This is a genomic window from Allobosea sp. Leaf344 (assembly GCF_001426225.1).
Taxonomy (GTDB): domain Bacteria; phylum Pseudomonadota; class Alphaproteobacteria; order Rhizobiales; family Beijerinckiaceae; genus Allobosea.
This window is the reverse complement of sequence record NZ_LMRT01000001.1, coordinates 756326-769614: the sequence shown is the minus strand read 5'-3', so window position 1 is coordinate 769614 and position 13289 is coordinate 756326. Positions and strand designations below refer to the sequence as shown.

14 protein-coding genes are annotated in these 13289 nt (G+C 70.3%); 2 read left to right on the top strand and 12 right to left on the bottom strand.

What is annotated here, in order from left to right; translation table 11 throughout:
• Positions 1-6: 6 nt before the first annotated feature.
• A complete protein-coding gene (gene nth / locus ASG72_RS03500) occupies positions 7-708 on the top strand; it encodes an endonuclease III (RefSeq protein WP_082540044.1) in 702 nt (233 codons plus the stop codon).
• A gap of 9 nt (positions 709-717) precedes the next feature.
• Here the strand turns inward: nth and ASG72_RS03495 are convergent, their stop codons facing one another.
• The 11 genes from ASG72_RS03495 to ASG72_RS03445 all read right to left on the bottom strand — a co-directional run bounded on the left by ASG72_RS03495 (position 718) and on the right by ASG72_RS03445 (position 11284).
• Positions 718-1662, bottom strand: a complete 945-nt coding sequence (locus ASG72_RS03495) for a glyoxylate/hydroxypyruvate reductase A (protein WP_056709027.1) — start codon at positions 1660-1662, stop codon at positions 718-720.
• On the bottom strand, positions 1659-2987 hold the full coding sequence (gene deoA / locus ASG72_RS03490) for a thymidine phosphorylase (protein ID WP_056709024.1): 1329 nt from the start codon (positions 2985-2987) through the stop codon (positions 1659-1661). The genes ASG72_RS03495 and deoA overlap by 4 nt, the downstream gene beginning before the upstream one ends.
• 1 nt (position 2988) lies before the next feature.
• Positions 2989-3750 (bottom strand): deoxyribose-phosphate aldolase, encoded by a 762-nt coding sequence (gene deoC / locus ASG72_RS03485; RefSeq protein WP_056709022.1) that lies wholly within the window; start codon positions 3748-3750, stop codon positions 2989-2991.
• Positions 3743-4561, bottom strand: a complete 819-nt coding sequence (locus ASG72_RS03480; protein ID WP_056709020.1) for a purine-nucleoside phosphorylase — start codon at positions 4559-4561, stop codon at positions 3743-3745. Before ASG72_RS03480 ends, deoC begins: the two co-directional genes overlap by 8 nt.
• Positions 4562-4620: 59 nt before the next feature.
• Positions 4621-5022 (bottom strand): cytidine deaminase, encoded by a 402-nt coding sequence (locus tag ASG72_RS03475; RefSeq protein WP_056709017.1) that lies wholly within the window; start codon positions 5020-5022, stop codon positions 4621-4623.
• Positions 5023-5033: 11 nt separating this feature from the next.
• On the bottom strand, positions 5034-6008 hold the full coding sequence (locus tag ASG72_RS03470) for an ABC transporter permease (protein WP_056709012.1): 975 nt from the start codon (positions 6006-6008) through the stop codon (positions 5034-5036).
• Complete coding sequence (locus tag ASG72_RS03465; protein WP_056709009.1) at positions 6008-7108, bottom strand: ABC transporter permease; 1101 nt, start codon at positions 7106-7108, stop codon at positions 6008-6010. The genes ASG72_RS03470 and ASG72_RS03465 overlap by 1 nt, the downstream gene beginning before the upstream one ends.
• Positions 7105-8643: an ABC transporter ATP-binding protein gene (locus tag ASG72_RS03460; protein WP_056709006.1), complete on the bottom strand. Its 1539-nt coding sequence runs from the start codon at positions 8641-8643 to the stop codon at positions 7105-7107. The genes ASG72_RS03465 and ASG72_RS03460 overlap by 4 nt, the downstream gene beginning before the upstream one ends.
• Positions 8640-9377, bottom strand: coding sequence for an MBL fold metallo-hydrolase (locus ASG72_RS03455; RefSeq protein WP_056709004.1), 738 nt, complete (start codon positions 9375-9377; stop codon positions 8640-8642). Before ASG72_RS03455 ends, ASG72_RS03460 begins: the two co-directional genes overlap by 4 nt.
• Before the next feature lie 22 nt (positions 9378-9399).
• Complete coding sequence (locus tag ASG72_RS03450) at positions 9400-10401, bottom strand: BMP family ABC transporter substrate-binding protein (RefSeq protein WP_056709001.1); 1002 nt, start codon at positions 10399-10401, stop codon at positions 9400-9402.
• A gap of 112 nt (positions 10402-10513) precedes the next feature.
• Positions 10514-11284 (bottom strand): SDR family oxidoreductase, encoded by a 771-nt coding sequence (locus tag ASG72_RS03445; protein ID WP_056709933.1) that lies wholly within the window; start codon positions 11282-11284, stop codon positions 10514-10516.
• 131 nt (positions 11285-11415) lie between these two features.
• On the opposite strand from ASG72_RS03445, the gene ASG72_RS03440 reads away from it, so the two are divergent.
• A complete protein-coding gene (locus ASG72_RS03440; protein ID WP_056708996.1) occupies positions 11416-12195 on the top strand; it encodes a HesA/MoeB/ThiF family protein in 780 nt (259 codons plus the stop codon).
• An 83-nt stretch (positions 12196-12278) separates the two neighbouring features.
• On the opposite strand, the gene gshB is transcribed toward ASG72_RS03440, so the two are convergent.
• Positions 12279-13217, bottom strand: a complete 939-nt coding sequence (gene gshB, locus ASG72_RS03435) for a glutathione synthase (protein ID WP_056708994.1) — start codon at positions 13215-13217, stop codon at positions 12279-12281.
• Positions 13218-13289 lie beyond the last annotated feature (72 nt).

The following is a 13289-nucleotide window of genomic DNA, read 5'->3' as shown; positions in this document are numbered from 1 at the left end:
GCGCCGATGACGCCCGAGAACAGGCCCAAGCGCCGCGCCGCAACGCCGCGCCGGATCACGAAGCTGCGAAGCCGCAGCGCGGCCGAGATCCGTGAGATCTTCGTCCGGTTCCGCCAGGCCAATCCCGAGCCCAAGGGCGAGCTCGAGCACAGCAACCCGTTCACGCTGCTCGTCGCCGTCGTGCTGTCGGCCCAGGCGACCGATGCCGGGGTCAACAAGGCCACGCGGCCGCTCTTCGCCATCGCCGACACGCCCGAGGCGATGCTGGCGCTGGGGGAGGAGCGGCTGCGCGACTTCATCAAGACCATCGGCCTGTTCCGCACCAAGGCCAGGAACGTCATCGCGCTCTGTGAAAAGCTGATCGCGGAGTTCGGCGGCGTGGTGCCGGGCGACCGGGCGGCGCTGGAAACCCTGCCCGGCGTCGGCCGCAAGACCGCCAATGTCGTGCTCAACATGGCGTTCGGGCAGATCACCCATGCGGTCGACACCCATGTCTTCCGGGTCGCCAACCGGCTGCGGATCGCGCCGGGCAAGACCGTGCTGGCGGTCGAGCTCGGGCTGGAAAAGGCGGTGCCGGCGGAATTCGGCCATCACGCCCATCACTGGCTGATCCTGCACGGCCGCTACACCTGCAAGGCGCTGCGGCCGGAATGCGGCCGCTGCCTGCTCAACGACCTCTGCGATTCCCCCGACAAGCGGGTGGCGTGACGGCGCCGCTCAGTAGCGCCGCGCCGGATCCACCAGATGCGCCAGCGGCTCCCCGGCCTGGTGGCGACGGATCTGGGTCGCGATCAGCGTCGCCACCGCGAGCGGCTCCGACATCGCCGAATTATGCGGCGTCACCGTCACCGCCGGGTGCGACCAGAGCGGCGACTCCGCCGGCAGCGGCTCGGTCTCGAAGACATCGAGCGTGGCGCCCTTCAGCGTGCCGGCCTCCAGCGCGGCGAGGATATCGGCCTCGACCTGCAGCCCGCCGCGGCCGGCATTGATCAGATAGGGTCCGCCCAGCCGGCCGTCCTGCGCCAGCCCGGCCAGCAGCGTCGCGTCGATCATCCCGCGCGTATCCTCGGTCAGCGGCAGCAGGCTGACCAGGATGTCGGTGCGCGCCAGGAAATCGGGCAGGCCGTCCTCGCCCGCGAAGCTCTGCAACCCCGCGATCGCGCGCGGCGACCGGCTCCACCCCGCCACGTCGAAGCCCATGACCTGCAGCTTATGCGCCGCATCGCGTCCGAGCTCGCCGAGGCCCATCACGCCGACGCGCACCGAGCGCGCCGCCGGCTGGTCGCGGTCATCGTCCCAGAGCCTGTCGCGCTGCTGGCGATCGTATCGGCGCTGCTGGCGCAGGATCATCAGACAGTGCAGCACGATGTATTCGCTCATCCGCGTCGTCAGATCGGGATCGACGACGCGCGCGATCGGCACCTCCGGCAACCGGTCGTCAGCGAACAGGAAATCGACGCCCGCGCCCAGCGAGAAGATGACGGCGAGGTTGGGCAGCCCGGCCAGGCTGCCGGGCGGATGCTTCCAGCTCGCGACATAATGCACGGCACGCCGGTCGAAGGCTTCGCCCAGCGTCACGACCGGCATGTCGGGCAGCAGCGCCTTGAAGCGGCTGCGCCAATCCTCGACATGCCACCCGGTCATTGCAAGCAGCAGGCTCATGATCGCGTCGTCTCCTCGATGCGCCCGGCGATCAGCGCGCCCCGCGCCACCTCGTCCGGGCTGATGCGATAGGCGCGGCGCAGACGCTCCTGCGCCTGCGCGAAGCCGGCCTCGTCGCGGGCATGGACCAGGCCGAGCGGCCGCTCGGGCGAGATCTCCTCGCCCAGCCCCGCCAGCGCCGTGATCCCGACGGCGGGATCGATGGCATCCTCGGCGCGCATCCGGCCGCCGCCTAGCGCCACCACCGCGAGCCCGACGCCGCGCGTGTCGATCGCCGCGACCCGGCCGGCCGCCTCCGCATGGACCGGCCGCACCAGCGGTGCCCGCGCCAGATGGCGCTCGGGCCGCTCGAGCAGATCGGCGGGCCCGCCCAGCGCCGCCACCATCCGGGCGAAGCGCTCGGCCGCCGCGCCGCTGGCGAAAGCCTGTTCCATGTGCGCGCGGCCTTGATCGAGGCTGCCGGCCAGCCCGCCGAGCCGCAGCATCTCCGCGCCGAGCGCCACCGTCACCGCATGGAAGCGCGGCTCGCGCCGCTTTCCGGTGAGGTGATCGAGCGCATAGGCGACTTCCAGCGCATTGCCGGCGGCGGAGGCCAGCGGCTCGTTCATGTCGGTCAGCAGCGCCGTGGTCGGCAGGCCGGCCCCGTTGGCGACGCCGACCAGCGCCTGCGCCAGCGCCTCGGCCCGGGCGAGATCGCCCATGAAGGCGCCGCTGCCGAATTTCACGTCCATGGCCAGGCCGTGCAGCCCCGCCGCCAGCTTCTTCGACAGGATCGAGGCCGTGATCAGCGGGATCGTCTCCACCGTGGCCGTGACGTCGCGGATCGCATAGAGCCGCTTGTCGGCCGGGGCGAGATCGGCGGTCTGGCCGATGATGGCGCAGCCCTGCTCCCTCACCACCTTGCGGAACAGCGCATTGTCCGGCTGCGTGACATAGCCCGGGATGGCGTCGAGCTTGTCGAGCGTGCCGCCGGTATGGCCGAGGCCGCGGCCCGAGATCATCGGCACATAGCCGCCACAGGCCGCCACCGCCGCCGCCAGCGGCAGGCTGACGGTGTCGCCGACGCCGCCGGTGGAATGCTTGTCCAGAGCCGGGCCGGGCAGGTCGGTCCAGTCCAGCACCGTGCCGGAATCGCGCATCGCCAGCGTCAGCGCCACGCGCTCGTCCCGGCTCATGTCGCGGAAGAACACCGCCATGGCGAAGGCAGCGACCTGGCCCTCGCCGACCGAGCCGTCGGTCAGCCCCTGTATGAACTGGCGGATATCCTCCGGCGGCAGTTCGGCCCCGTCGCGCTTGGCGGCGATGATTTCCTGGGTCAGCTTCATCTCAATAGGGTCCGCTCGCTCTGCCGCCGCCTTCGCCGGCCCAGGCGTCGCAGAGCACCTGGTGCAGCCCGCTCGCGCCGAAGCGGAAGCTCTGCGGCGTCGCCCAATCCGGGCCCATGATCGCATCCGAGAGCCCGAGATAGAGGGCGGCATCCGCCAGGCTGCGAATGCCGCCCGAGGGTTTCAGCCCGACCGGCCGCCCGGCCCCGGCGATCACCTCCAGCATGCAGCGCACCGCCTCCGGCGTGGCCGACCTCGCGGTCTTGCCGGTCGAGGTCTTGATGAAATCCGCCCCCGAGGCGAGGGCGAGTTCGGCGGCGGCGCGCACCTGCGCGAGCTCCGGATATTCGCCGGTCTCGAGGATGACCTTGAGCAGGGCCCTGCCGTCGCAGAGCGCCCGCGCCCGCTCGATCATCGCGCGCGCCGGCTCCGGCTCGCCGGCCAGGAAGGCGCGCCACGGCATCACCAGGTCGATCTCGTCCGCCCGCGCGTGCAAGGCGGCTTCGATCGCCTCCGCGACCTGCGGCAGGGGTTCCTCCCCGGAGGGGAAGTTCACCACCGTCGCCACCCTCACCTCCGTCCCCGCCAGCCGCCGGCGCGCCTGCGCCACGAAGCGCGGCCAGATGCAGATGGCGGCGACCGGGCCGGGCGGCAGCAGCGCCCGTGCGCACAGCGCCTCGAGCCCCGCCTCGTCGGCCTGGTCGGACAGGTCGGTCAGGTCCAGCAGTCGGATCGCGCGGCGTGCGAGTGCGGCGTCAGCCATCGGCGTGCAACTCGCTCAGGAAGCCGCGCAGCACATGGCGCAGCACGCTGGTAGCGAGACCCGCGACATCGCGCGTCTCGGCATGGTGGGGCGCGCCGCCATGCAGGCCGGCGCCCATATTGGTGATCACCGAAAGGGCCGCGACGCGCAGCCCGTAGCGGCGCGCCAGGATCACCTCCGGCACGGTCGACATCCCGACGAGATCGGCGCCCAGGAGCCTGGCCATGCGGATTTCCGCCGGGGTTTCGAAGCTCGGCCCCGAAAACCACATATAGACGCCTTCGCCCATCACCGCGCCGCAGCGTGTCGCCGCCGTCTTCAGCCTGGCGCGCAGGATCGGGTCATAGGCGTCGACCATCGGTACGAACCGGGCATCGCCCTCCTCGCCGACCAGCGGATTGGGCCCGTTCAGGTTGATGTGGTCGCTGATCAGCGCCAGCGTCCCGGGCTTCATCTCGGGGACCAGCGAACCGGCGGCGTTGGTGAGGATCAGCGGCGGCGAGCCCAGCGCCGTGAGCAGCCCGATCGGCACGCGCATGACGCCGGCATCGCCGCCCTCGTAATAATGCGCCCTTCCCTGGAAGATCAGGGTCCTCCGGCCGTGCAGCGTGCCATGGCAGAGCTGGCGGGCATGGCCGGAGACGCCCCCCGGCGGGAAGCCCGGAATCTCGGAATAGGGCACGAAGACCGGGTTCTCGACCTCGTCGGCGATGCGGCCGAGCCCGGTGCCGAGCACGATCGCGCAGTCCAACGGCCCGCTGATGCCGCGATCCTGCAGAGCGGCGGCTGCAAGCGAAAATGCCGTATCCATCGATCCCCTGCCGCGCCTTCAGCCTCGAAGGGCGCCGACGCCCTGCCGCCGCCTGCGCCTCACCCGGGCAAATTGTCTGGTCCGAAGGACGCTGGCAACAGCGCCTCCAGAGAAAACCACGCGCGAATGCCCTCCGGGCCGGCGATCGCCACGGGCGTCTCCGGCGCGGCGAATTCCCGGATGCGCTGGCGGCAGGCGCCGCAGGGCGTCACCAGCGCCTCGCCTTCGCCGAGGACGAGCAGGGCCCGGATGCTGCGCCCGCCACCGGCGATCATCGCCGAGATCGCGCCCGCCTCGGCGCAGCTGCCGACGGGATAGGCGGCGTTCTCGACATTGCATCCGGCATAGATCGCACCGTCATCGGCCATGAGCGCGGCGCCGACCCGGAAGCGCGAATACGGCGCGTAGGCACGCGGCTGCACGCGCGCCGCGGCGGAAAACAGCGCATCGAAATCGGGCAAAGCGGTCACGCTCAGCGCTCCTTCACATAGGGCAGGCCGGAGGCCCTGGGCGGCGTCGCCCTGCCGATGAAGCCGGCGAGCAGGATCACCGTCATCAGATAGGGCAGGGCCTGGATCGCCTGCACCGGCACCAGGCCGATGCCGGGCAGGCTGACGCCCTGCAGCCGGATCGCGACGGCATCGAGCAGGCCGAACAGCAGGCAGGCCAGCAGCACGGGCACGGGCCGCCAATTCGCGAAGATCACCGCCGCCAGCGCGATGAAGCCCTTGCCAGCGGTCATATGCGGCAGGAAACCTGCCGATTGCGAGACGGCGAGATAGCTGCCGCCCAGCCCGCAGAGCACGCCACAGATGATCACCGCGCCGTAGCGCAGCCCCGCCACGGACACGCCAGCCGTGTCGACCGCCGCCGGGTTCTCGCCGACCGCCCGCAGCCGCAGCCCGAAGCGGGTGTGCCGCAAGACTAGCGCGGTGGCCGGAACGGCGGCGAAGGCGAGGTAGACCGGGGCGGCATGGCCGGAGACCATCTCGGCATAGAGCGGGCCCAGCACCGGCACCGTCTCGCGCGCCCAGGCGGCGAAAGGCAAAGCGAGATCGGCGAAGCGCGCCTCGCCCTCCAGCGAGGGGGTGCGCCCGCCCTGGCCGAACCAGGCATTGCCGAGGATGATGGTGAGCCCCGCGGCCAGCATGTTGATGGCGACGCCGGAGACGATCTGGTTGCCGCGCCAGGTGATGGCGGCGAAGCCATGGACCAGGGACAGAGCCACCGCCGCCAGGATGCCGGCGCCGAGCCCGGTCCAGGCCGAACCGCTCTGATGGGCGATCACGGCGGAGGCGAAGGCGGCCATCAGCATCTTGCCCTCCAGCCCGATATCGACGACGCCGGAGCGCTCCGACCACAGCCCCGCCAAAGCCGCGCAGAGCAGCGGCACCGACAGCCGGATCGTCGAATCCAGGATCACGGCCAGGGTCTGCGCCCAATCCATCACGGCGCCCGTCCGATGCCGAGGCCCGCCGCCACCAGCCGGCGGAACAGGCCGTCCAGCGCCCCCGCGAACAGGATGATGACGCCGCCGATGACCACCACCATGTCGCGCGTGATGCTCGGCTTGTCGAAGGCGAGCTCCGCCCCGCCCTGATAGAGGATGCCGAAGAGCAGCGCCGCCAGGGCCACGCCGACCGGATGGCCCCGGCCCATCAGCGCGACCGCGATGCCGACAAAGCCGTAGCCGGCCGTGAAATCGAGCAGCAGCCTGTGCTGCACCCCCATCACCTCGTTGACCGCCAGCCCGCCGGCCAGCGCCCCGGACACCGCCATCGCCACCATGGTCAGGCGCGACACCGACAGCCCGGCATAGGATGCGGCGCGCGGATTGGCGCCGAGCGTGCGGATGGCGAAGCCGAGCCGCGAGCGGAAGATCAGCAGCCAGACTCCACAGAGCGACGCCAGAGCGAGCAGGAAGGCGCTGTTCAGCGGCGTCGCGGGGAGGACGAGGCCGAGCGGGGCGAGCAGCCGGTGCATCGGCGTCAGCACCGCATGGGGCGCGAATTCGCGGGTCTCCGGCTGCATCGAGCCCGGATTCCCGATCAGCTCGACCAGGAGATAGACGATCAGCGTCGCGGCGATGAAGTTGAACATGATGGTGGTGATCACGACATGGCTGCCGCGCGTCGCCTGCAGCCAGCCCGGGATCAGCGCCCAGGCCGCGCCGCCCGCCGCCGCGGCGAGGATCGCGAGCGGCACCAGGAGCAGCCCCGGCAGGGGCGCCAGCCAGAGGCAGGCCAGAGCCGCGCCGATGCCGGCCAGCGTCGCCTGGCCCTCGCCGCCGATATTGAACAGCCCGGCATGATAGGCGACGGCGACGGCGAGCCCGGTGAAGATGAAATTCGTGGCGTAATACAGCGTGAAGCCGATCGCCTCGCCGCTGCCCAGCGCGCCGCGCAGCAGCAGCGCCGTCGCCTCCAGCGGGTTTTCGCCGATGCCGATCACGACTAGCCCGGCCACGAGCAGCGCCGCCGTGACCGAGACCAGCGGAACCAGCCCCGCATCGGCCCAGACCGGCAGCTCGACCGGCGCCGCGCTCACGCCGCCTCGCCCGTCACGCCGGCGATCAGCAGGCCGAGATCGCGCTCGTCGGCCTCGGCCGCGGCCCGCTCCCCGGTGATGCGGCCGCCGCACAGCGCGATGATCCGGTCCGACAGCGCCATCACCTCGTCGAGCTCCACCGACACCAGCAGGATCGCCACCCCGGCCTCGCGCAGGGCGATCAGCCGGCGGTGGATGAACTCGATCGCGCCGATATCGACCCCGCGTGTCGGCTGCCCGACGAGCAGCACCCTCGGCGCCCGCTCGATCTCGCGCGCCAGCACGATCTTCTGCTGGTTGCCGCCGGAAAATTTCGCCGTCTTCAGCTCCGGATCGGGCGGCCGGACATCATAGGCGGCGAAGGCCGCGCGGGCATGGCGCCTGATCCGGCTGGGGGACAGCAGCGGCCCCGGCCCGAAAGCGGCATCGTCGTGATAGCCCAGAATGCAGTTCTCGGCGGCGCTGAAGGCGGTGACCAGCCCGTCCTTCTGGCGGTCCTCGGGGATGTGCATCACCCCCAGCCGCCGCAGCGCCGCCGGATTGCGCTCGGCCGGCCCCAGCACCCGGCCGTCCAGGCTGATCTCGCCCCGGGAGGGCTGCGCCAGCCCGGCCAGCACCGCCAGCAATTCGCTCTGGCCATTGCCGGCGACCCCCGCGACGCCGACGATCTCCCCGGCGCGCAGGACGAGGTCGATCTCGCTGAGGCGCGTCACCCCGCGCGCATCGCGCAGGCCGACGCCCTGCATCGCGAGGACGGGCGGCCCCGGCCGGCGCGGCGGCTTCTCAACCCGCAGCAGCACCCGGCGCCCGACCATCGCCTCCGCCAAAGCGGCGGGCGAGGTCGCGGCGGTGGCGAGATGGGCGATCATCCGGCCGCGGCGCATCACCGAGACATGGTCGGTCACCGCCATGATCTCGCGCAGCTTGTGGGTGATCAGGATGACGGTCTTGCCCTGCGCCGTCAGCGCCCGCAGCAGCGCGAAGAGCTGGTCCGCCTCGGGCGGCGTCAGCACCGCGGTCGGCTCGTCCAGGATCAGGATATCGGCGCCGCGATACAGCGCCTTCAGGATCTCGACCCGCTGCTGCAGCCCCACGGGCAGCTCCCCGACGAGGGCGTCCGGGTCGATCGCCAGCCCATAGGCGCCGGAGAGCCGCGCCAGCTCCGCACGGGCGCGGCGCATGCCGCCGCGCAGCAGCGCGCCGCCTTCGACCCCGAGCATGATGTTGTCGAGCACGCTCAGCGTCTCCACCAGCATGAAATGCTGATGGACCATGCCGATGCCGGCGGCGATCGCCTCGCCCGAGCTGCGGATCTCCACCTCCCGGCCCGCGATCCTGATCGTGCCGGCATCGGCCGCATAGAAGCCGTAGAGGATCGACATCAGCGTCGATTTGCCGGCGCCGTTCTCGCCGACGATGCCGTGCACCGTGCCGGCCGCGACCTGCAGCGAGACGCCGTCATTGGCCTGCACCGGGCCGAAGCGCTTGCTGATCCCGATCAGCTCGATCGCCGGGGCTGCGGCGGCCTCGCTCATAAGGCGAGCACCATGCCGTCGAAGGCGCGCTCCTCCGGCAGCTCCTCCTCATGGGCGAGCATCGTTGCCCCCATATGCGTCAGGATGATGCGCCGGCTGCCTAGCTGCGCGCGCTGCGCCGCCAGCGTCGCGTAATCGAGATGATTGGCGAGGCTGGTGTTCCAGGAATAGCATTCGACCAGCAGCGCGTCGGCGCCTGCCGCCAGCGGCACCAGCGCCGGCGTCCAGGCGGTGTCGCCGGAGAAGGCGAAGATCTTGCCGCCGGCTTCCAGCCGGTAGCCCTGGCACGGGCCGGCGCGTGCGTCATGCACCATCGGGAAGGCCGTGACGCCGCATCCGGCCAGCACGGCCGGCCGCTCCGGCGTCACCTCGAGGAAGCGGATCGGAAAGCGCCAGGCATTGCCGGACGCGCCGGGGAAATCGGTCTCCAGCGCCTGCATCGTCCGCTGCTCGACCCCTTCCGGCCCGGCGATCAGCAGCTCGTCCTTCCGGCGCGAGACGAATTGCGCATCCAGCAGAAAGGCCGGCAGCGCGCCGAAATGATCGCCGTGGAAATGGGTGAAGAGCAGGGTCGAGAGCGTATTGCGCGCGATGCCGGCCCGGTTCAGCGCGACCATGCTGGAGGAGCCGCAATCGAGCAGCAGGCGCCCCTCCGCCGTCTCGACATGGAGACAGGTGTTGAAGCGCCCGCCGGTGCCGAAGGCATCGCCCGAGCCGAGAATCGTGATCTTCACCGCCTATGCCGCCGATCGCGCGTCAGAGCGTGCATTTCTGATCGGACATGTAGTCGTGCACCTTGATGGTGCCGCTGATGATGTCGGCCCGCGCCTTGTCCGCCGCCGCCTTCATCTCGGGCGTGATCAGCGCCTTGTTGTTGTCGTCCTGGGCCCAGCCGACGCCGTCCTCCTTCAGGCCCAGCACCGAGATACCGGGCTTCCAATTGCCGGCCTGGGCGGCCTTGAAGGAGCTGTAGGTCGCGACGTCGACGCGCTTCAGCATCGAGGTCAGCACCTTGCCGGGCTGCAGGGCGTTCTGGTTGGAATCGACGCCGATGCCGAGCTTGCCTGCATCCGCCGCGGCGCGCAGCACGCCGATGCCGGTGCCGCCGGCGGCGTGGTAGATCACGTCGGCCCCGCGGTCGATCTGCGACTTCGCCAGTTCCCCGCCCTTGACCGGGTCGTTCCAGGCGGCCGGCGTCGATCCCGTCATGTTCTGGAAGATCTCGGCGTCGCTCCTCGCCGCCTTCACCCCCTGCACATAGCCGCAGGCGAATTTCCGGATCAAGGGGATGTCCATGCCGCCGACGAAGCCGACCTTGCCGCTCTTCGAGGCGAGGCCCGCCAGCAGCCCGACGAGATAGGAGCCCTCATGCTCCTTGAACAGCACGGACTGCACATTGGGCAGGTCCACCACCATGTCGATCAGCGTGAACTTCAGCGCCGGGAATTCCGCCGCGACCTTCTGCAGCGCCGTCGCCTGGCTGAAGCCGACCGCGATGATCGGGGAATGGCCGTCCCGCGCGAAACGGCGCAGCGCCTGCTCGATCTGCGCATCGTTGTTCGGCTCGAAATCCCGGAACTCGACGCCGGTCTCGGCCTTGAACTTCTCCGCCCCTGCGAACACCCCCTCATTGAAGGATTTGTCGAATTTGCCGCCCTTGTCGTAGACGATGGCGGGCTTCAGTGCAGTTTGCGCCATCGCGGCCATGGCCGAGACTGCGACGCCGGCCAAGGCCAGCGCGAGCGATCCGATACGCATTGACGATCCCCTGTCTGGTCGAGGCTGTTCTCGCGCCCCTCTGCCGAACACGATGACATGGCTTCAGGGCGCGGCCAAGCCGGCTTACGGTCCGGATGCCGCGCCCTTTGCCTCACCCCCGCTGGATCGAGACGCCGCCATCGGCCAGGAAGGCGCTCCCGGTCACGAAGCTCGCCTGGTCGGAGGCCAGGAACAGGGCCGCCCGCGCGATCTCCTCGGGCCGTGCCATCCGCTTCAGGGCATGGATGCTCTCGATGAAGGCCAGGGTCTCCGGCGGCGCATCGGCCGCGTTGGTGAGGCTGGCCGGGGTGTCGGTGCCGCCGGGCAGCAGGGCATTGACCCGGATGCCCTCGCCGCCGAGCTCCGCCGCCAGCGCCTTCACCAGCCCGATCTGCCCCGCCTTGCTCGCGGCATAGGCGCTCATGCCGGCAAGCCCCGCAGTATGGCCGACGAAGCTCGCGGTGAACAGCAGGGACCCGCCGCCCCGCGCCCGCAGCGCCGGGATCTGATGCTTGGCGCCGAGAAACGCGCTGGTCAGATTGGTGTCCAGCAGATCGCGCCAATCGGCGAGGCTGTAATCGGCGCAGGGCGCGAGCGGGCCGACGATGCCGGCATTGTTGAAGCCGATGTCGAGACCGCCGAACCGCGCCAGCGCCGTCGCGACCAGCGCCTGCGCCAGCGCCTCGTCGCGAATGTCGCCGGCCAGGGCCACGGCCTCGCCTCCGGCGCTCTCGATCTCGCCAAGCAGCCGGTCGAGCTCGGTCTGCCGGCGCCCGGTGACGACGAGCCTCGCGCTTTCGCCGGCGAAGAGCAGCGCAGCCGCCCGGCCGATGCCGGAGCTGGCGCCCGTGATGATCGCGACCTTGCCGCTGAGCATATCCATGTCATCCATCCTGTCCTGATTGAGGGAAGCAGGGGATCGCAGGCCGGCATCGGTGCCGACACCCGGTTCCTGAGCGTCCGGGGCAGCCGGCTGTGATTGATCGCGTCCCGGGATGGGCCTACATCTGCGGGATGAGCCTCAACGCCGACGAGATCGAACGCTATGCGCGGCACCTCGTGCTGCCGGAGATCGGCGGGCCCGGCCAGCAGGCGCTGAAGCGGGCCCGCGTTCTGGTCGTCGGCGCGGGCGGGCTCGGCGCGCCGCTGCTGCAATATCTGGCGGCGGCCGGGATAGGCCATATCGGCATCGTCGACGACGATGTCGTCTCGCTCTCCAATCTGCAGCGCCAGACGTTGTACGGCAGCGCCGATATCGGCGCGCGCAAGGCGGTCGCCGCGGCGGGCTTCATCAAGCGGCTCAACCCGCATGTCGCGGTGGAGGAGCATGTCACGCGCATCGATCCGCATAATGCGCGCGCGCTGATCGCCTTCTACGACGTCGTCGCCGAGGGCTCGGATAATTTCGCGACGCGCTACGCCGTCTCCGATGCCTGTTTCCTGGAGCGCAAGCCGCTGGTGACGGCGGCGCTTGGCCGCTTCGACGGGTCGCTGACCACGATCCGCGCCCATGAGACCGGCGCCGATGGCCGGCCGAACCCGACCTATCGCTGCCTCTTCCCCCAGGAGCCCCCGCCCGGCGCCGTGGCGCCCTGCGCGGAAGCCGGCGTGCTCGGCGCGCTCGCCGGGGTTCTCGGCTCGCTGATGGCGCTGGAGGTGATCCGCGCCGTCACCGGCTTCGGAGAACCGCTGGTCCGCAAGCTCCTGCTCGTCGACGCGATGACGATGCGCTTCGAGACGCTGCGTTATGCGTGGGATGCGGGGAATGGGTTGAATGGGGAGGGGAGGCAGTAGGCAGTCGGCAATTAGGCAGTCGGCAGTAGGTGTGGCTCTAACCCGACTGCCTATTGCCTACTGCCGACTGCCTAATCCCAACCCTACCTCTTCCCCTCGATCGCATCCCACAGCTCCGCCGCCAGATCCGGGCCGCCGAGCTTCTTGATCGCGCGCAGGCCGGTCGGGGAGGTCACGTTGATCTCGGTGAGGTTGCCGGCGATCACGTCGATGCCGACGAAGATCAGGCCGCGCTCCTTCAGCGACGGGCCGATCCGCTCGCAGATTTCCAGTTCCCGCTTCGAGAGATCGGTCGGCCGCGCCGCGCCGCCGCGCACCATGTTGGCGCGGATATCGCCGACCGCTGGCACGCGGTTGACGGCTCCGGCGGCTCGGCCATCCACCAGGATGATCCGCTTGTCGCCCTCCGACACCTCCTTCATGAAGCGCTGCACCACCCAGGGCTCCTTGAAGGTGGTGGAGAACAGGTCGAAGAGCGAGCCGAAATTCGGGTCTTCCTTGCCGGTCTTGAACACCGAGGCGCCGCCATTGCCGTAGAGCGGCTTCATCACGATCTCGCCGAACTCGTCGCGGAACGCCTCGATCTCCGCCTTGTCGCGGGTGATCAGCGTCTGCGGCATCAGGTCCGGGAATTCGGTGACGAAGATCTTCTCCGGCGCGTTGCGGACATGGGCCGGGTTGTTGACCACCAGCGTCCGCGGATGGATGCGCTCCAGAAGATGGGTGGTCGTGACATAGCCCATGTCGAAGGGCGGGTCCTGCCGCAGCAGCACCACGTCGATCGTCGCGAGGTCGACGCGCTCCTCCGCGCCGAGGGTGACATGATCGCCTTCGACGTCCCGCACCACCGTCGGCTTCAGCGCCGCGGTCACCCGGCCATCGCGCATCGAGAGCTTGTCGGGGGTGTAGGTGAACAGCGTATGCCCGCGGGCCTGCGCCTCCAGCATCATCGCGAAGCTCGAATCGCCCGCGATGCGGATGCGCTCGATCGGGTCCATCTGGACGGCAACGGTGAGGGACATGGGCGGCGCTCCTGCGACGGGGGCGTCCTTATCCCTTGAGGTCGCCGTCTCGCGCAAGAGTGGCGTGGCGCC

Bases quoted from the DNA above. Each gene is read 5' to 3' on its own strand.
- nth (WP_082540044.1), top strand. From the start codon at position 7: ATGACGCCCGAGAACAGGCCCAAGCGCCGCGCCGCAACGCCGCGCCGG.
- ASG72_RS03495 (WP_056709027.1), bottom strand. From the start codon at position 1,662: ATGAGCCTGCTGCTTGCAATGACCGGGTGGCATGTCGAGGATTGGCGC.
- deoA (WP_056709024.1), bottom strand. From the start codon at position 2,987: ATGAAGCTGACCCAGGAAATCATCGCCGCCAAGCGCGACGGGGCCGAA.
- deoC (WP_056709022.1), bottom strand. From the start codon at position 3,750: ATGGCTGACGCCGCACTCGCACGCCGCGCGATCCGACTGCTGGACCTG.
- ASG72_RS03480 (WP_056709020.1), bottom strand. From the start codon at position 4,561: ATGGATACGGCATTTTCGCTTGCAGCCGCCGCTCTGCAGGATCGCGGC.
- ASG72_RS03470 (WP_056709012.1), bottom strand. From the start codon at position 6,008: ATGGATTGGGCGCAGACCCTGGCCGTGATCCTGGATTCGACGATCCGG.
- ASG72_RS03460 (WP_056709006.1), bottom strand. From the start codon at position 8,643: ATGAGCGAGGCCGCCGCAGCCCCGGCGATCGAGCTGATCGGGATCAGC.
- ASG72_RS03450 (WP_056709001.1), bottom strand. From the start codon at position 10,401: ATGCGTATCGGATCGCTCGCGCTGGCCTTGGCCGGCGTCGCAGTCTCG.
- ASG72_RS03445 (WP_056709933.1), bottom strand. From the start codon at position 11,284: ATGGATATGCTCAGCGGCAAGGTCGCGATCATCACGGGCGCCAGCTCC.
- ASG72_RS03440 (WP_056708996.1), top strand. From the start codon at position 11,416: ATGAGCCTCAACGCCGACGAGATCGAACGCTATGCGCGGCACCTCGTG.
- gshB (WP_056708994.1), bottom strand. From the start codon at position 13,217: ATGTCCCTCACCGTTGCCGTCCAGATGGACCCGATCGAGCGCATCCGC.